Below are 16,569 nucleotides of genomic sequence, written 5' to 3'. Positions count from 1 at the left end.
AATCGTCGGGTGGCGGCGCTACCATGACGCCTCCTAGAGCATTCACCCTTGCAATGTCCACACTCCAAGACCTAATCGCCCAGAAGGACGCCCTTGATCGGCAGATAGCCGAGATGCAACGCACCGCCCGCGCCGACGCCATCAGCAAGGTCAAAGCCCTGATGGCCGAGTACGGCCTCACCGCAGCTGATCTGGCACATCGCGCCGGCGACGGCGTCAAGAAGGCCGCTGGCACCAAGGTGGCCGCCAAGTACCGAGACCCAGCATCCGGCCAGACCTGGTCGGGCCGCGGGCTGAAGCCGAAGTGGCTGCAGACGCAGCTTGCGGCAGGTCGGGCGCTCATCGACTTCGCGATCTGAACGGGCCGCGGTGCGCTGGCGCACCGCCCTAGCTGCTTGTCACTGCGAAACCCCAGCTGAGCCCGCTGCTTACTCCCTCATGCGCGAGCCCGAACCACTCAACCCACCCCCACCCGATTCGCCTCAACGATCGACATTTCGATGTCGCGCTTGGCCTCGAGCAAGGCATAGATCTGCTCGTCGATCGTTCCGGCCACCAGGGGTGTGATGACGAACACATCGCGGGTGTTGCCGCTGCGGTAGGCCCTGTCCTCCGCCTGACGCTTGAGCGCCGGCGTCCAAGGCAGCGATGCGAAGAAGACGTAGTTGGCCGCAGTGAGCGTGATGCCCACCCCGGCCGCCATCGTGGTGCCGATGAAGACCTGCACCGCAGGGTCCCGCTGAAACGCGTCCACCGCCGCCATGCGCTTCTTGGGTGGGTCTGAGCCCACCAGGCTGACACAGCGCACGCCGTCGCTGGCCAGGGCCTCCTTGAGCTGGTCCACGGTGTCCATGTACTCGCAGAAGATCAGCGCCTTGCCGTTCTGGGGCAGGCATCGGACCGAGTCGATCAGGAAGTCGACCTTGGAGGCCTCCAGATGCTGACGCAGCTTGGTGAGCTTGGGCATCGTCTGCAGGCTGGGATCGGCCAGGATGCTGCGGTACACCGCCAGCTTGTCCGGCGCCTGCAGGACTCTGGTCTGGTGCAGCTTGTCTCCCAGATCCTTGAGCACGTCCTTGCCCCGGCGCAGCATCCACTCGCTGACGCGCTCGGCGAGCTGGGCGCGCTTGCCAGCGTCGCCGGCGAATTGTTTGCGGAACTCCACCAGCGGCATCCGGCCCAAGGGATGCCCCGAGAGTCGCAGCAGGGTGTGGACCTCGATCTCGCGGTTGAGCACAGGTGTGCCGGTCAGCAAAAACCGCCGCGGTACACGCTCAGCCAGCAAGAACGCATTGCGGGTGCGTCCGGCCTGGTGCTCCTTGAGGTAGTGAGCCTCGTCCACCAACATGACCGCCAGTCGCAGGCTGGCCTCGCGCACCAGGCCACCCAGGCGCTCGTAGTTCGCGATGATCCAGTCCGCTGCGCGGACCTGCACCATCGGGTGCTGACCCACCAGCGCGATGCGGGCGTTCGGGTATACCGCGCGGATCTCACGCTCCCAATTCAGCGCCAGGCTGGCAGGGCAGGCGACCAGCACCTGGTCAGCACCGGCAGCGAGCCGACCGGCCACGACGGCCTGCCTGGTCTTGCCCAGACCCATGTCATCCGCCAACAGGCCACTGGAGAGGCCCAGCAGATGCCTCACGCCGGCCACCTGGTAGTCACGCAGGCCGCATTCGCGCGCGGCCCTGGCCAGCGCCTTCTCGTCCACGGCCAAGCGCACCAGCGGCGTGCCCAGCGCAGACACAAAACCGGCGCCCAAGGGCATGGCTGTCTCCGCCTGTTCACCGCCACCTGTCGCCGGCGGAGCGGCGCCAGGCACAGCGATCGGCACCTCGCTCCTGGCAGCGGCCACCAGGTCTTCCAGCAGCAGCGCTCCTTCGTGCACGAACACGACGGTCTCGTCGACCCCGGCCACCTCGTGCAGCACACGAAGGATCTCCTGCCGATCGCGCCTGACCTCCCAGGCCCGCGCGGGCTTGTGGAATCGTCCCCCCAGCCGCTTCAGCGCCCGCACCACCAGCGGATCGAAGGCCGATGACACCGCGTAGCCGCCCTTGGCCAAGGGCATCACTTGCACATCGAGCAGCGAGGTGAAGTAGTCGGTCTGAGGGTTCTGCCAGGCCGCCACTGCCAGCGCCCGCGCATCGTCGAACGAGAAGGCCGGCAGACGAGCGGCCGCGCGCTGCAGACCGTCCAGCAGTTCGCGCAGGCCGTCGACCTCGCACAGCCACATGCGGCGGTAGGGCGTCCAGCTGGCACCCAGGGAGCGCATCAGCGCGCTCACCTCGTCCCCGAACGGCGTGGCCAGGCCCATGCGCCGACCGTCGCAAGCGGCGCGCTGGACAAACGGTCGCAAGGCGGGCGCGACCGGCGCGAAGGAAGGCCGCTCGGTGACATCGGTGGACATGGCACCGGTCACCTGGGCAGTGCCTGACGAGCTGGCCAGGCTCGGCCGCACGACCGCGATCGCCTCAGAGGTGATAGCCGCACGTGCAGTAGTGTTCGTCAATGCCGGTTCGGCTGCAGTAGCCGGGCCCCAGATCGGGTGAGACATAGCCCGGCTCGTAGCCTCGCGCCAGCAAGGCCTGTACGGTGCGCTGGCGGTGCTGCGCCGGGGCCCTGGCCAGGATGCCTGCGTAGTAGGCCTGCACCCGCTGCTCCCAGAGCCAATCCGACAGGCCACAGCCCGCAAAGGCCTTGTCCTCAGCGGCCTGGATGAGCGCATCGCAGTCGTAGGGCTGGTCCTGCGCTGCTGCGTCCGGGCGGGCACCGGCCTCGTCCTCTGCCTGCGCTGACGTCGGCGGCGAAGGCGTCGTCACTGCCGCTGGCTGGGACCGCTTGCCCGCCACCGGCTCTCCATTGATCCACACCGTGCCGTCGACACAGGTCTCGATCAGCATGTCACCGAAGCGGCCGTACCAAACCTGCGCGGTGACCACCGCAGCGCGTTGCACACCCGACTCAGCCGCCATGATCCCGTTCCTCTGGCAGCGAAGACACGAAGGTGACCTCGGCCGGCGCTGCGCCGCGGCGCATGCTGAGCCGAATGAAGGCCCAGGGCGCACTGGCCCGAGAGGTGCCGATCCGCTGAGCCAGCAGCTGCACGCCTTGCACCCTCAGGCTGGCGCGCCCGGAGCGCGCCGCCAGGTGCACGACATCGAAGGCGCAGGCGCGCACCGCGCGCCAGGCAGACTCGGCCAGATCCGGGGGCGTTCTGTGATGCATGCATTGCTCCTGTCGTGTGCTGTCCGGCGGCTAGGCCGCGCGCGCTGTCAGACGGCCAACCGACCCAGCCGGCCGTGCCCGTCTCAGCCCGCCGCGGCCTCCTCGGCCTCCTGCGTGCGGCGCGAGGGCGCGAAGGCGATCGACTCGATGCGCGCCAGCACCAGCGTCACGCTGTCGGCGTTCATCTGCAGGCCGGCACGCGGCTCACCGGTCTCACGGTCCTTGTAGCGGTGCAAGTACATCGCCCCCTTGGCCTCCACGCGGCTGCCCTTGCGCAGGTGGGCCATCACCTGCTCACCCAGTCGCTCGGACCAGAGCGTGACGTCGACGCCCACGCAGCGGTCATCGTCCTGGATGAGTTGTTCACCTTCGCGCCGGTACTCGTCGCTGAAGATGCGAATGTCGACCACGCGCCGGCTTTCGCCATTCACCTTGACTTCGCGGGCTTCGGGATCCTTGGTCAGATTACCGCGGACGATGGATTCAATGGACATGGTGTCCCCTTTGTCGATCAGCTTCCTCTTGGGGTGTGTCCGGGGAAAAGCGCCTTTGCGGCTGCTGGTGTTGTCTGTGTCGATGCGCTGGATGCCCAGCGCCTTCCGCTACCGGATGCGCAGCTCGGTTCGCAGCCGGATTAGATGACGTCTTCGCAGCAGGAACCACTGCAGACGGGTCAGCGAGCCCTGCGCGGCCAGGCGATGCTGCTGCGCCAGCGGCTCCCACCGAAGCGCCTCGATCACCTGATGGGTCCCGAAGTGATGGATCGGCAGCCGCCTGAAGAGCACCTGCCACAGCAGGTAGCCACAACCGAGGGCCAACGCGACAGCCGCAAGGACCAGCTGGGGTTGGGCAGCAACGGTGTCGAACATGTTCATGGGCCCTCCAGGGCGATGCATTGGAATACTAGCGACGCGCCAGGTCACTGTCACCCGGCGCCGTGTTCGCCGCCGTGCGGCGCCCGGCTGCCGAGCAACCTGGCAATGGTCTTGAGCTCATAGCGCGCCACCTGCTCCTGGTGGTTGAGCAGCACGGCCGAGTCCTGCGTTTCCCGCAACCACTGCGCCAGGCCCGGGGCCAGCTGCGACAGCTCCGGCTCGATGCACTCCCACACCGTGTGGGACCGAGGCGGCGAGGCCTCTCGCCAGCGCAACTGCCACGCCGTGTCCCGCAGCCTGTGCACCTGCAGGCTCCAGCGCCGACCCTGCACCTCCCGTGTGGCCTGCGCCAGCACCTGCATGGCCTCATGCACTGTCGCGAGCTTGTGTGCGGCCTGCCGGTGCCACTGCGCCAGGGCTCCGCCCTTACCCTTTAAAGGCCCTTTGCGGTCCACCCCCTGTGTGACCCCCATCTGCCCCGCCGGCACATCCATCAGCGTTTCCATCCACAAACCCCCGCCACTGGATCGGCCTTTGGCCTCGGGCTCCGCCGCTGCCACAGCCCCATCACCCACGGGATCCACCACTGTCACAGCCCTTTGCGCTCGCCATCCCCGCCGCAGGCGCAGCCCTTGCCGCCCCATGCCCCGGGCAGCATGGCCGCGCCACCACTGGCGCAGCGCAGGCCACCACGGCGGGCCCTCACTGCAGCCCCTCGGTGGCCGCCACCAGCTGAGCGTCATCGCCCGCCAAGGGCACCTCGTTGAGCAGGCGCAGCTCTTCCGCGGAAACGTCCAGATGCCGTCGCGTGTGACGCGGCCGCACATCGCCGTTGAAGACGCCCCGCGGCAGCTCGCCAAACAAGGCCACCGCCGCCTGAACCCGCTTTTTCGCCAGCTCGTCCGCACTGGCCAGCCAGTCCCTGCGCGAGAGCGGGCGCAGCTCGTCTCTCAACAGGTAGCGCTGGAGCCAGACCACCCGCTCAAAGATCCTGCGGCTGTGACGGGTCATCGTGTAGATGTCCTCGTACCCCTCCTTGTCGGACAACAGGTCCTTGCGCACCAGCGTCTTGACCATCCGGACGAAGTAGTCGAAGGTCGAGATCAAACGAACCACCGAGTAGCCGTAGGGACTGCGAAATCCCAGCTCGACGCTGACGGGCGGATCCGCCCGAACAATCGAGAAGGACAGACCGCGGCGCTGCATCCTGTGCAGGCGGCGGTCCATGCCGTCGATGCGCCGCTCCAGCTCAGCGATCACGTTCTCCATCGAGGTCCAGGTCTCGATCAGCGCAAAGTCCGCATACGGGTTGTCGTTGCCCGAGAGGTACCAGATGGCCCGCATCGCAGCGCCGACCTTCTTGCCCCCCGACTGACCGACGCCGGTCTCCCCCGGCAGCATCGCCCGGCCGATGAAGAGCCTTGATGCCTCTCGGGTATGGATCGTCATCGAGTCGTCGGCCTCGTCGGTCAGGCGACCCAGGTCGTTCTTGACCGCGACGGCCTCACGGTAGGGCACGACATCCCTTTGCGCACCGCCCGTCGCGTGATGCTCGGACTGCATGTTGCGCAGCAGCGCTTCTCGCCGCTCGAGCTCGGCATAGCGCTGGAACCTCGGATCCGCCATGTCCAGGTCATCGGCCTCGACCAGGTCCTTCAAGGCATGGCGCTCGGCCACGATGTCATAGCCGTCCGGAAACGGGGAGGACCTGGACACCGGAAACGGAGGTGCATGCCGGGGATGGCGGGGACCGCGTCGACTGGCGTCATGGGCGCCATAGGAATCATGGGAGTCACCGGGAGCCATGGAAATCCTCCTCATTGATGGTTGTGGTTGATCGAGGTGTCTGCGGGCGAAGCGGCGCTGCGGCGGCGCCGCATGGCCGGCCCTCGGTCCGCCCTGCGCGGGCCGCGTCCCGGCGAGGTGGCGCCGCTGCCCCAGCGCCCGCTTTGGCAGCCGCCGCACCCTGACGGCCCAGTCGGGTCCGTCTGTCTTGCAGCAAGACAGACAAGTTCACTCGGGCTTTGGCTGTGACAGCGCCTCATGCTGGCCACCGCCGCCTCTTCACTTCCTGGCGCAGAGCATCGAACTTGGCGCGTACCTCAGCCGATGGCGCGCAGCTCGCGGCTGCCTCGGGAGATGCCGCCGCTGCGAGCGCAGCCTGATCGCGCTGGCGCCGGGCACTGGCAATGCGGTGCGCACCGTCCGCAGCGAACTCCCCCGCAGCCGCCTTGCGGCACAGCGTGCGCAGCAGACCCACCGGCGAGCGCACAGTCCCTTGCGAGGCCCGCCAGGCGACCTCGTCCAGGAGGGTCTGTTGCATGACCCGATCCAGGCCCGCCAGGTGCCTGGCCGCGGCCTCGCGGTCCCCCTCTTGGGCGCCCAAGGGAGCCGGCCACACCAGCCCGGTCTCCACGAGCGCCACATCACCAACGCAGGATGTCGAGTGCCTGCCGCTGCCGGCCTGGCCGGGCCACTGCGCAGGCCACCCACCCCCACCCCAGTCGGGCGTGGACGGGTCGACCCATCCGCCTCGTGTGCTCGGCCCAGGCTGTGGCGGTAGTGGTGGTTGTGGTTGAACCTGTAGTGATTCCTGGAGATAAAGGCCGGATTGGTCGATCGCTGTGGGTCGGTTCGGTCGACACCTGTCGGCCGGTTCGGTCAACGCAGCAGGTCGCTTTGGTGGGTGTGCGTTGCCACCGGTCTGTTTCGCCCAAACCGACCCAGCCTCAGATTGGGGACCCAGGGCGCCGAGCCCAGAGGCCATCGGCGCGGTCATCGCACAAGCCAGCAAGGACGCGGTGGCCACCGGATCGATGCTGAGGTCGACGCGGCGCGGGAAGTTGTGCCGACGCTCCAGCAACAGCCCCAGCGCCTGGAGATCGCGGCGGGCGGTCTGCCACTGGTGGCGGGTCAGGCCGGTTTCGCGTCGCCAGGCCTCCCGGGAGAGCTGCACGTACTTGAGCCGGGCCGGCCGCGCGCGCAGGTCGCCCTGTGCCGAGAGCAGGCGCGAGGCCATCATCGCCGCCGGCACCGACATGTGGGCCGTCAGGGCCGTGTGGAACAGAAACGAGCGCCCCAGCAGCCGACCCAGGATCGGACTGTCACGATCGACGAACCAGGACAGGTCGATCGCGGGCATCTCGATCTCGCTGCGCTCGGCCATCAGCGGCACGAACGCACGGAGATTGAGACGGAAGGCCAGGCTCGCGGGCATGGCCTGAAGCCGCTCCTCCAACAGGCCACTGTCGAGCAGGATCTTGCGCGCGCGACGCTGCATCTTCCAGCTCAGGCCGGTCTCGATCTCCCACTCTCTGGCGGACTTGTGGATCCAGCCGTCTCGCGCGACCACATCGCGGCCGCGTCGGGTCCAGTAGATCAGCTGCGACAACAGCACCGCCGAGCAGGTGTCGTCCACCAACTCGACGACGCGGCTGGCCACAGCGATCGAACACGACAGTTGGCTTCGCGCGGTACCGGGTGGCAACACGGTCCGGTCCCGCGACGCGAGGCGGGGCACCCGCGGCGTCTCGGTCAGGTCGGACGCGAAGTGCCGGGCCGGCTCAGGCGACGGCTGCGGTGCGTCCTGCGCTGGGTGGGCCAAGGGCCCGGCAAGACTTCCCAGCAACACGACGGTGCGCCTGGCGGGCTGCGCCAATGTCTCGGCACGCCCTGCCTCCACCGCGAGCGTCGCCAGCGGGGTGCCCACCCTGGCAGAGGCCTTCGGGGATCTGGGCAGGAACAAGGCCACCGGATGGCTCCTCAGCAGGGATAGCCGGGCAACGAACCACCCGCGTCAACACCGCCCTTGAGCTGACGGCGGATGTCATCGCGGACCTGACCCTTGGCCCGTGAGAAGGCATCTGGCAGGAACTGGATCTGGGTGATGATCTCGCTGCGATCCAGGTCATAGCGGCGCCGCTCCTCGATCAGATCCAGCGCTCGCAACTCACCACGGGCCTGGACCCACTGCGCTTCATCGAGCTTGGTCAGGTACAGCCACGCGCTTTGGTCCAGGTGGACCCAGGGGTCACCGCGCTCCAGGTACTGCCCCTCGCTGCGGGCCTCGATCTGGTAGAGCGCCACCGCCGCCGCGATCGAGTGGGCGATGTAGATGTAGATCATCGGCACCGCGAGGCACACTTGCTCGGCACGGTCCATGTACCAGTCCACCGCCTGGGCCACACGGGCGCGTTCTTTCTGCTTGGCCCGCCGCACAGCGGCCAGATCGGTGAGGACGGCGCCGCCCTGGGCGGGCGCGGTTGAGCGGCGTGCGTTGACGCCAGGCGTGGCCGCGGAGGCGGCAAGCGCCGTGGTGCGTAGCGCCGGCTCAGGAATAGGGCAGGGGGGCTTGTGAGGGGTCGTCTGGCTCATGGCAGGTGCCTCGTCACGGTGTCGGGCGGCCTCACAGGGGATCGCCCTGTGCTGGCCGAGGAAGTGGTCGCCCAGTGGGGCGACGAAGAGCGTTCATCAGGCCTGAGGGCCGCTGCGCCAGGCGCCGGTAACCTGGGGCAGGATCACCAGCTCCAGCGACGCAATCACCTGGGTCGCGAAGCGTTCGTGCAAGCGGCGGATGCGCGCCCTGGGGCACGGCTCGGCCGCGAGCTCGGCCCAGACGCGCTCGATCTCGTCGCGCATCTCGTCTGGGGGCAGTCTGGGGCGCCCACCGGTGGCCACATCGGGCGCCAGCACGCGCCGCAGGCGCCGCGCGTCGGACTGCGACAGCGTGAACAGCTGCGTCAGCAGCCGCGGCGACGCGCCATGGCGCACCAGGTATTCCAGGGCTTCGCGGTCCGCCTTGGCGCGGTCGATGCGCTGCAGCTGCGCACGCATGGCCGCTGTATCGACGGCGATCGCCAGGCCGCACTGACCCACGGCGAAGCGCAAGGCCTCGTTCAGTGGCATGGAGCGCAGCCGGTCCAGCAGCTCTGGCGTCATGCCGGCGCCGAGCATCTGGTGCAGCACCTGGGGATCGGCGTCCTCCATGGCTGCGATCAGCCGGGTGAGGGCGAACATCTGGACAGCGGGATCCCGCAGTGTCACGGTCGACGGGCTCCGGTGGGCCTCGCCAGGGTGGCCGGGCACAGTTCCTCGTTGGTGCATGTCGGGGCGATCCTTGGTCAGTACGGGTTGCCGGACAGCAGCAGCTTCTGCAGCAGCATCCAGCGCTCGGGCAATTGCTCCATGACGGTCGCGGCCAGCTCCTCGACCGCCCGCAGCTGGGTCATGGCGGGCCGGATGAGGCCCGGGGTGACACGGGCCATCAGCAGCTCGACGGGCTCGGGCTGCACGGGCTCGATGTCCGTGCCTTCGAGGGGCGACTCCTCCCGCTCGACGGAGAAGCTCCGGTAGAAGGTGCTGGTGTGGTCGATGCAGTCGACGGCCCCTTCGAGCCACTGGCCGGAGATCGTCGTCAGCGACCACCAGACGATGGTCTTCATCGTTCGGGTCTGGTCTTGCGGGCTGCCGATCTGCACCGTCTGGCGTCTGTGGGCCTGCCGATCGGGCAGGTCCAGGTAGAAGCCCAGCGGCATCTCGTCGCGCCAGCGCAGAACGTCGCTCAGTCCGGCGGTGGCCAGCAGCTCATCGACGGCGGAGTGCAGCGCACCCAGAGGATCGGCCCGGTCCGCCACGCCCGCGCTGAACAGCGGACCGACCGAGGCGCGCGGCGTCCCGGTTGCGCCGGTCGCTGGCCGGGCCGCATCCCCCTGGGGCTCGACAAGGCCTGAGCGGGCGGACGGGATCAGCGCGCCAGTGCCCGCCCCAGGCGGCGGCCCCTGGATCACCGTGGTGAGGTTGAGCGGCCGCTGTTGGCTGGGCGGCGGCTCGACAGGCTGCGCTACAGGATGCTCGACAGGGTGCCGGACTGGCTGTCCTGTGCTGGCGCTGTCCTGCAGGGGCCCACTGGCGGAGGACGCCGTTGGTGCAGCAACCAGGTTGGGGGAGGGCTGCCGCAGCTCAGCCATCGTGAGCTTCGGATTCAGTTTGAGCAGCGAGAGCATGTGGCGCACGGACTCGATCGACTCCGAGGCACGCTCGGCCAGGGCTGCTTCGACCTGATCCGCGACCTCATGGGGGTCGAAGGCCTGCACGTCGTGCGCCGAGGTGGCGTACAGCCGCAGCTCCTTGGCGACCAGGTCGTCCCAAAACGCGGCTTCGTCCATGCCCAGGCGCGTGGCCAGCGCCAGCAGAGCGTTCAGCCGGGGCTGCAGGATGCCCTGCACCCCACGGTGGGTCAGATGGGCGCTGGCGCTCCCCAGCGGCGCCAGCCGGCTGGTGGCAAAACGCCAGATGGTCACCAGCGACTTGTCTGCCTTCAGGCCACGGGCGGCCAGTGCCTCGCTGGCCTCGCGAACGGCCATGGGCTTGGCGCCTGGATCGTGTTGGCGTCGCTCTTCCTCGATCAGCCCAAGCAGCTCACACATGCCCACGGCGACTTCCCAGAACTTCATGTCGCCACGGTTCAGGTTCTCGCCGAGGTGCTGAGACAGCAGCGTGGTCTCGCCCTGGTAGGGCTGGTAGATGCAGTTGACCCACAGGAAGCGCTCGTCGCCGGTCTGGGCATAGAGCTCCTGCAAGAGCTCGAGCGTCGTGTTGGAGCCCGCCGCCAGCATGTACGGCTCGCCAGCGTGCCTGCGCGTCACCTGCAGCGTGCCCTGATAGCCATTGGCCTTCAGGCTGTGGCGGATGTCCTCTCGCTTCTCGTTGGCATAGAGCCGTGGGTTGTGGTCGTAGCGGACGATGTCGACCGACTTGAGCAGCATGGGGCCCGGCAAGTCCCGGCGCAGGTCGATCTTGGACGGCGCGGTGTCGCCCACGGCGTAGCTGGCCTTGAACTCGGCCTCGTCACGCTGCGCTCTGCTGGGGGTCTTGCCAGGAGGACCGAGGCTGTCTGGGCTGGCGGCGCCAAAGGGCGTCGGCATGGTCGAGTCGTGCGGGCGAAGCATGGCAGTGTTGGGTCGGTTCCTGCGCGCAGCGGCGCGGGCGGTGGCGGCGGCCAGGTTCTCGATGGCCTGCCCGACGGGGATGGTCAGCGGCAGCCCGTCGGTGAGCGGGTTGAAGCCCTGGCGCTTCCTGGAGGTGTTCATGCGGCCCTTGCAGCGGCGTGGGCGGTCTGCGAGGGTCCGAAGACCTCACGTGGGTCGCCGCGCAGGCGGCCTGCAAAGTGCCCGTAGAGCTGCGGCTGAAGCTCCCAGACGATCCGGTGCATCACTTCATAGCCCGACGGACACCGGGTGCCGCCCTGGCGGTTGAGCTGATGCACTGGCCGCCGGGCGGTGAACGCGTCCTTGTAGGCGACGGCGCTGGGAATCACCGTGTCCAGGATGGTGACCCGGTCGCCAACGTCGAACTCGGCGCGCAGCTCACCGAGCAGCTGGCGGGCGTTTCGGGTGTACTCGTGACGGCAGATGACGGCTTGGATGGGAGCCAGCGCGGCCTGCGGCTCGTTGGGGTCCTGCTCCAGCCGCTGGAGCACGCGCAAGGTCCCTGAGCGGAACTCCCGCACCGACGGGGTGTCCGGGGGAAGCGGTGATACCAGGGTGTCTGCGGCAAAAGCAGCAGCGGTCTGCAGCGGCCCGATCGCGCCCTGGGTGTCGATCAGGATGAAGTCGTAGTGCTCCTGCACGTAGGGGTTGCGCAATGCGCGGGCCAGCCGGATGCGGGCGTCCGGCCGTCCGTGCAGCCAGTGCTGCAGGTGAGCTTCGCCATCGTTGGAGCGCACCAGGTCCAGCCCAGGCACCGAGGTTCGCGAAATGCAGCCCGGCGTGACCGTGCCCTGGGTGACCACCTCGACCAGACCCTGCGGCGCCTCATCGGCCAAAGCGAAGTACTTGGTGAGACTGGGTTGCGGGTCGGCGTCCACCAACAGGATGCGCGCACCCATGTCGGCCAGCAGACCGCCCAGGTTCGCCAGAAAGGTGGTCTTGCCGACGCCCCCTTTGGAGTTCAGCGCGGCGATGGTCTGAGTCATGCGCGGGTATTCCAAGTGGGTGGTCAAGCACGGGCTGCCGGCGGCTGCGGCCACAGCATCGCGACCGTGACCTCCGTCGCGCCAAGGCGGCGCATGTAGGCGGCCACGCTGTCGAGGCTGGCCCATTCGCGCGGCGCGCCACGCGCGCCGGTCAGCAAATGGTTGCGCTGGGCGAACTGCACGACCAGCCGATAGCGACCGGGCTCGATCTCACTGGCGGTGAAGACCTTGACACCCTTGGCGGCCACCAGGTGACGCAGCTCGGGCGTCTTGATGGGCGGCATACCCTCCTGGCGCTCGCGGGCGCGCCCACGCGGCTCGGTCGCGTGAGCGCGTACCATGGCGGCCGAAGTACCCGGCGGCCCTCCGCCCTGATCGCCAGAATAAGTCATGTCGTCGTCCAAAAGTGTATGTCTTGGCGAGCCAATATTACGTATTTTGGTTGCCACAGGCAAGGCTGGTCGGCTCGTGGCCCGTGGAACGGCCTCGGGCTTCGTCCTGCTATTGCGCGATGGGGATCAGGAGCTGACGCTGGAGGCCCGGCGCGGTAACGTGCGCTACTTCAAGAAGCTGGACACCCTCGCGGGCTACCTCCGAGACATCGGCGCCCAGCACTTCGAGGTCGAGCTCGGTGACTGGGGCGATCGGCCCGAGACAAACTGAAGAGATCGAACCAACAAACGCTGACTCCTGTCGTTGCAACAGGGTCGATTCGACCGCAGCACCCTGCCTGTCGAGTAGGAAGGAATTTCTTCTTTCTAGCACCCGCCGGGGCACCTGGCGGCCTGACCGTCTTGACGTCAGGGTGCGTCGATCACACCCAGTGACACGGCTCGGCAGGCGGCCGCTACGGTCGTCGCGCAGCCCAGTTTGTCTCGTGCCGCCACGAGTGCGCGCTCCACGACAGAGCGGGAGACAAACTGCTCCTTGGCGATCTCGGTCAAGCTCAGTCCGTTGGCGGCATATTGCAAGGTGAGCATTTCGCGCTGGGAGAGCGCAGGCGCCGCGTCGCGATCGGCACCCGGCGCAGCCCGCTTGGACAGCAGCCGGTGCGTGGCTTCACTGGCCAGGGTCGTGAACAGCTGCCCCCACATCAAGACCTGGGACAAATCGACGCTTGGCCGATGCGCGGACAAGCCCAGGTCGAGGATCACCAGCCCCCTGTCGCCCAGCGGTGACACAAAGGCCAAACCACGGGTCAGCCCAGCCTGCTCGTAAGCGCGCCAACGTGATGACGCGCCCGCCAGTACGAAAAGCTCGTGACCCCAACGCAGCGGCTCAACGCGCCCGTCTAGGAAGGTCTGAAGCACCGGGCACGAAGCCATGCTGTCGGACAAGGCCGCGCTCCAGCCAGCCGGCCCCGAATGAATGGAGTCGAGCTCCCAATGCGCCCGGTGAATGCGCGAGGCCGTTCCCCCCCGGGGGCGCGCCAGCGTCAAGATGAACGAACTGATGCCATAGCGCTCCGCAAAGGCGTGGCACGCGCTCTCCAGAGCCGGCACAGAGCGGGCATCCACAGCGTCATCGAAGATCGGGCCATACCGTTGGCAAGCAATGGGTTCAAGCTCAGCCGCGGCCTGTCCTGCCTGCTCCGCACTCATGACAAGACCCCCTCCTCGTCTACCAGGATGCGCTGCGCGTCGTGAATGGTCTGCGCGGTTGACAGCCCGAGCCGCGCGGAGACCGCCTTGACATGAGCCAGAACGGTCCGACGTGAGAGTCCGAGGGCTGCCGCCGTGTCCTGCAGCGAGAGACCGGCGGACAGTCTTTCCATGACCGTGCGCTCACGCTCATTGAGCCTGCTGCGCATCCTGGCCGGCGCCAGCCGGAGGACGTGAGGGAAACAGGCGTTGGCAACGGACACGAGTTCGGCGCACACCCGTCCCGGCTGGCTGCGCCAGGCCCGCTCAGAGCCATCAAAGCCCACGAACAGACGCCGTCGCTTGGGCAGGTGCAGCGCAAGTGCAGCGCCCCCGGCGATGCCCCAGGGCTCCTGTTCCTCATAGAGATCAATCGCTCCCGCCTGCTCATAGGTCTTGCGCCCCCACAGCAGGGGAAGCGACGAGCGCTTCATGTGGCGCAGCACGGGGTCGCGCTGCCATGAGTCGGGTTTCTGCGCGAGGACGAACGCCGGCGGCAGGTTGTTCAGTTCATAGTATTCGGCCGAGGTGCCGCGGTGAACTGAGAAGGACAGTGTGGCGAACCTGAAGTCCAGGGCGTTGGCACACTGAAGCACGGCAGCGAAGAGTTCATCTTCATCGCCGACACGGTCGAAGTTTCTCGCGGACATGGCGCAGTCATTGATTGACTTATTTTTTGGCGCCGATGTACTGCTCGGTGGCACCCCCCTTGGTACTGCTCGCTTCTGATCTCTCGCCAGCGTGTCATTTACTTTTTGCCGCTGGTTGTGTCCAAGTGTAGATCACTGAAAAAGCGGTTGCCAAGCCCTTGGCGGTCTAGTTGCTTGCGCTGGCTCATCCCATGAGCCACAGTAACGCTACATTGGTCACCATGCCCATGGATTCCGATTTCTTCACCCTTCCCGCGCTGGCCTGGAATTCCCCGACGAGGTACTACACCGCGCAAGTCCGGCGCAACCTCTTCGGGGATCTGGAGTTCTTTCGCGCGTGGGGTGGACGCGGCAGCCGGCGCGGCGGCCACAAGGCGGAGCCGCTCAGCTCGTTGGAAGCAGGCAGGGATCGCCTGAACCGCGAGGATGCGCGTCGGGCGCGCCGCGGGTACGTCCGTCAGACCTGAATCCACCGACTGGCAGACTGGCACACGACCCGTATAGGAGGAGCGCCACCAAGGCGGCGCGTCCGCTCAATTCAACGGCTGCTGAGTGATCCGACCAAAAAACTCCAGCGGCTCCTCGTCAAGCGCACGCAGGGCTTCGTCCAGGGCCTGCTGGTCGGTCTCGAAATGCTCTTCCCATACATGCGAGGCGTTTTCGGCATCCACGACCTCAAGAATCCAACGGTCGTGGGAGTCGCCGTAGATCTCAATCCGAACAGTGACGCCGTGGCGCGTCACCTGCTGGCTGAGTGGCGACTCGATGATGTCGGGCACACTGTCGTCGGCATGGGCCACATCGCCATCGTCGTCATCGTCGCCATCAGTCATGGTCTTCCTGGACATCACCATGGCCATGGACGCCTGGTGCTGGCCACGGGCGCGCTTGCAGGACTGCACGACCTTGTTGATGTACTCGTCGGCCGCGATGGTCATGTGCTGCAGGTTGCGCAGCAGCGCCTTCAGTTCCGGCTCTGACGCCGGCGTCGTGTCGTCAGCGAGAACGCCGGCGGCACCATCGAACATCGCGTGCAGTTCAGACAGGGCCCCCATGGACACGTCCGCCTTCTGCGGAAGCAGCATCTCGTCTTCGGTGCCGAACAGCCCGTCCACAAACCCCTTCAGCTCCTGTGCGCGCACGCGAGCGAGATCAAGCAGGGCCTGTCGGCTGGGCGCCACTTCGTAGCGCGTCAGCCGAAACGGGTTGCGCGAGCTCTGGTGCTCAGACAGGCGGTTCCACAGACCGCGCACGAGAACCTGCATCACCTCCTCGGCCTCGTCAGCGGAGGCGAACTCGGGCAACTCGCCACCCCAAGCCTGAGCCAGTGCAGCCAATGGTGAGACGGACGGCTGCGGGCTGCTGATGTGGCCCAGCACCAGCGTGCGCAGTGCATGCAAGGGAGTTGGGCACCGCAGGCGTTGCAGCAGGGCTTGCAGGTCCTTGTCGGAAGGGTTCTGGCCAGGGGGCGACTTGGGAGAGCTCATGACGACATGGAGCTGAATGCTGAAGTGGACGCCAACGCAAAGCACCAAGTCACTGCACGGCCCTGCGCAACACTTGGCTCAAGGCGTCTGCTGTGAAGTGTGCTTGACGCGAACAATCTCGACGGTGCGCGACTGATCGAGCACGCGGTAGAAGGCGATGTAGTGCGGGTGCAGGACAAGCTCACGAATCCCAGCTGGCAGGCCAGGGCGCCCCTCACGGCCAAGGCGCGGCTGCTGCGCCAGCGCTTGCACTTTGTCGCGCAGTCGCTTGCCGAACGCCCGCGCCCGTGTGGGGCTGTCCTGGGCAATGTAGCGAACGATGCTCAGAAGGTCCGCAGATGCCTTGGGGCGCCACACGATGTCGTACTCGTCCGCCGACATCAATCACCGAGCTGCGGCAGCCATGCCTGAACGGGCGACTTGAACTCCGCCTCATAGCCCAGGCTGTCTGGGTATCGATGGACGCGGCCGATTAAGCCAAAGACCACGGTCATGTCGGCGACGATGGCAGTGTCCAGCGACCACAGCGCGGTCAGATCGAAGGCGCCACAACTGCCACTGTTCCACCAGGCCAGAAGGAAGTCTGCGACCCGCCTGCTCTGCCCAGAATCGCGCTGTGCGTGGGCCAACAGACGTTCCAACGCGGCTGCTTCGTCGGCGGTGATGAGACTGGGCCGCGCCTCGTGCGCCGCGGCCAGCATCGCCTGGGCGATCAGG

General features: G+C 67.4%; 21 protein-coding genes. 3 read left to right on the top strand and 18 right to left on the bottom strand.

Going from position 1 to position 16,569, the window contains the following annotated elements; all coding sequences use genetic code 11:
* Positions 1–113 precede the first annotated feature (113 nt).
* Positions 114–359, top strand: coding sequence for an H-NS histone family protein (locus KAK06_RS15975; RefSeq protein WP_375140898.1), 246 nt, complete (start codon positions 114–116; stop codon positions 357–359).
* A 98-nt stretch (positions 360–457) separates the two neighbouring features.
* Here the strand turns inward: KAK06_RS15975 and KAK06_RS15970 are convergent, their stop codons facing one another.
* The 13 genes from KAK06_RS15970 to KAK06_RS15910 form a co-directional block, all read right to left on the bottom strand.
* A complete protein-coding gene (locus KAK06_RS15970) occupies positions 458–2,410 on the bottom strand; it encodes a DEAD/DEAH box helicase (RefSeq protein WP_210803120.1) in 1,953 nt (650 codons plus the stop codon).
* A gap of 64 nt (positions 2,411–2,474) precedes the next feature.
* On the bottom strand, positions 2,475–2,975 hold the full coding sequence (locus KAK06_RS15965) for a hypothetical protein (protein ID WP_210803119.1): 501 nt from the start codon (positions 2,973–2,975) through the stop codon (positions 2,475–2,477).
* Positions 2,965–3,228, bottom strand: a complete 264-nt coding sequence (locus KAK06_RS15960; protein WP_210803118.1) for a hypothetical protein — start codon at positions 3,226–3,228, stop codon at positions 2,965–2,967. Before KAK06_RS15960 ends, KAK06_RS15965 begins: the two co-directional genes overlap by 11 nt.
* Positions 3,229–3,311: 83 nt before the next feature.
* Entirely contained in the window at positions 3,312–3,722 is a 411-nt protein-coding gene (locus tag KAK06_RS15955) for a single-stranded DNA-binding protein (protein WP_210803117.1), read from the bottom strand.
* A gap of 108 nt (positions 3,723–3,830) precedes the next feature.
* Positions 3,831–4,103, bottom strand: a complete 273-nt coding sequence (locus KAK06_RS15950) for a hypothetical protein (RefSeq protein ID WP_210803116.1) — start codon at positions 4,101–4,103, stop codon at positions 3,831–3,833.
* Between the two features lie 50 nt (positions 4,104–4,153).
* Positions 4,154–4,609 (bottom strand): hypothetical protein, encoded by a 456-nt coding sequence (locus tag KAK06_RS15945; protein ID WP_210803115.1) that lies wholly within the window; start codon positions 4,607–4,609, stop codon positions 4,154–4,156.
* A gap of 196 nt (positions 4,610–4,805) precedes the next feature.
* The gene (locus tag KAK06_RS15940) at positions 4,806–5,780 is read right to left on the bottom strand and encodes a PFL_4669 family integrating conjugative element protein (protein WP_210803114.1); all 975 of its coding nucleotides are present in this window, start codon (positions 5,778–5,780) and stop codon (positions 4,806–4,808) included.
* Between the two features lie 364 nt (positions 5,781–6,144).
* Positions 6,145–7,854, bottom strand: coding sequence for a hypothetical protein (locus KAK06_RS15935; protein WP_210803113.1), 1,710 nt, complete (start codon positions 7,852–7,854; stop codon positions 6,145–6,147).
* Between the two features lie 11 nt (positions 7,855–7,865).
* Entirely contained in the window at positions 7,866–8,477 is a 612-nt protein-coding gene (locus KAK06_RS15930; protein ID WP_210803112.1) for a hypothetical protein, read from the bottom strand.
* Between the two features lie 96 nt (positions 8,478–8,573).
* Positions 8,574–9,119 carry an STY4526/YPO1902 family pathogenicity island replication protein gene (locus tag KAK06_RS15925; RefSeq protein WP_210803111.1) on the bottom strand — a complete coding sequence of 182 codons (546 nt, stop codon included), beginning with the start codon at positions 9,117–9,119 and terminating at the stop codon, positions 8,574–8,576.
* Between the two features lie 104 nt (positions 9,120–9,223).
* Positions 9,224–11,026, bottom strand: a complete 1,803-nt coding sequence (locus KAK06_RS15920) for a hypothetical protein (protein ID WP_210803110.1) — start codon at positions 11,024–11,026, stop codon at positions 9,224–9,226.
* Between the two features lie 161 nt (positions 11,027–11,187).
* A complete protein-coding gene (locus tag KAK06_RS15915; RefSeq protein WP_247652912.1) occupies positions 11,188–12,090 on the bottom strand; it encodes a ParA family protein in 903 nt (300 codons plus the stop codon).
* A gap of 8 nt (positions 12,091–12,098) precedes the next feature.
* Positions 12,099–12,359 (bottom strand): hypothetical protein, encoded by a 261-nt coding sequence (locus tag KAK06_RS15910; protein ID WP_210803109.1) that lies wholly within the window; start codon positions 12,357–12,359, stop codon positions 12,099–12,101.
* Between the two features lie 106 nt (positions 12,360–12,465).
* On the opposite strand from KAK06_RS15910, the gene KAK06_RS15905 reads away from it, so the two are divergent.
* Positions 12,466–12,738 (top strand): ParC-related protein, encoded by a 273-nt coding sequence (locus KAK06_RS15905; protein WP_210803108.1) that lies wholly within the window; start codon positions 12,466–12,468, stop codon positions 12,736–12,738.
* A 137-nt stretch (positions 12,739–12,875) separates the two neighbouring features.
* On the opposite strand, the gene KAK06_RS15900 is transcribed toward KAK06_RS15905, so the two are convergent.
* On the bottom strand, positions 12,876–13,676 hold the full coding sequence (locus KAK06_RS15900; protein WP_210803107.1) for a helix-turn-helix transcriptional regulator: 801 nt from the start codon (positions 13,674–13,676) through the stop codon (positions 12,876–12,878).
* A complete protein-coding gene (locus tag KAK06_RS15895; protein ID WP_210803106.1) occupies positions 13,673–14,365 on the bottom strand; it encodes a helix-turn-helix transcriptional regulator in 693 nt (230 codons plus the stop codon). The genes KAK06_RS15900 and KAK06_RS15895 overlap by 4 nt, the downstream gene beginning before the upstream one ends.
* A gap of 227 nt (positions 14,366–14,592) precedes the next feature.
* Between KAK06_RS15895 and KAK06_RS15890 the strand changes: the two genes are divergently transcribed.
* Positions 14,593–14,832, top strand: coding sequence for a WGR domain-containing protein (locus KAK06_RS15890; RefSeq protein WP_210803105.1), 240 nt, complete (start codon positions 14,593–14,595; stop codon positions 14,830–14,832).
* A 66-nt stretch (positions 14,833–14,898) separates the two neighbouring features.
* On the opposite strand, the gene KAK06_RS24230 is transcribed toward KAK06_RS15890, so the two are convergent.
* The 3 genes from KAK06_RS24230 to KAK06_RS15875 all read right to left on the bottom strand — a co-directional run bounded on the left by KAK06_RS24230 (position 14,899) and on the right by KAK06_RS15875 (position 16,553).
* The gene (locus tag KAK06_RS24230; protein ID WP_247652911.1) at positions 14,899–15,852 is read right to left on the bottom strand and encodes a hypothetical protein; all 954 of its coding nucleotides are present in this window, start codon (positions 15,850–15,852) and stop codon (positions 14,899–14,901) included.
* Positions 15,853–15,930: 78 nt separating this feature from the next.
* On the bottom strand, positions 15,931–16,233 hold the full coding sequence (locus KAK06_RS15880; RefSeq protein WP_210803104.1) for a type II toxin-antitoxin system RelE/ParE family toxin: 303 nt from the start codon (positions 16,231–16,233) through the stop codon (positions 15,931–15,933).
* Complete coding sequence (locus tag KAK06_RS15875) at positions 16,233–16,553, bottom strand: DUF7673 family protein (protein WP_210803161.1); 321 nt, start codon at positions 16,551–16,553, stop codon at positions 16,233–16,235. Before KAK06_RS15875 ends, KAK06_RS15880 begins: the two co-directional genes overlap by 1 nt.
* Positions 16,554–16,569: the final 16 nt, after the last annotated feature.

This window comes from Ideonella aquatica, from assembly GCF_018069755.1.
Taxonomy (GTDB): Bacteria; Pseudomonadota; Gammaproteobacteria; order Burkholderiales; family Burkholderiaceae_C; genus Ideonella; species Ideonella aquatica.
This window is presented reverse-complemented; position numbering and strand designations above follow the sequence as displayed.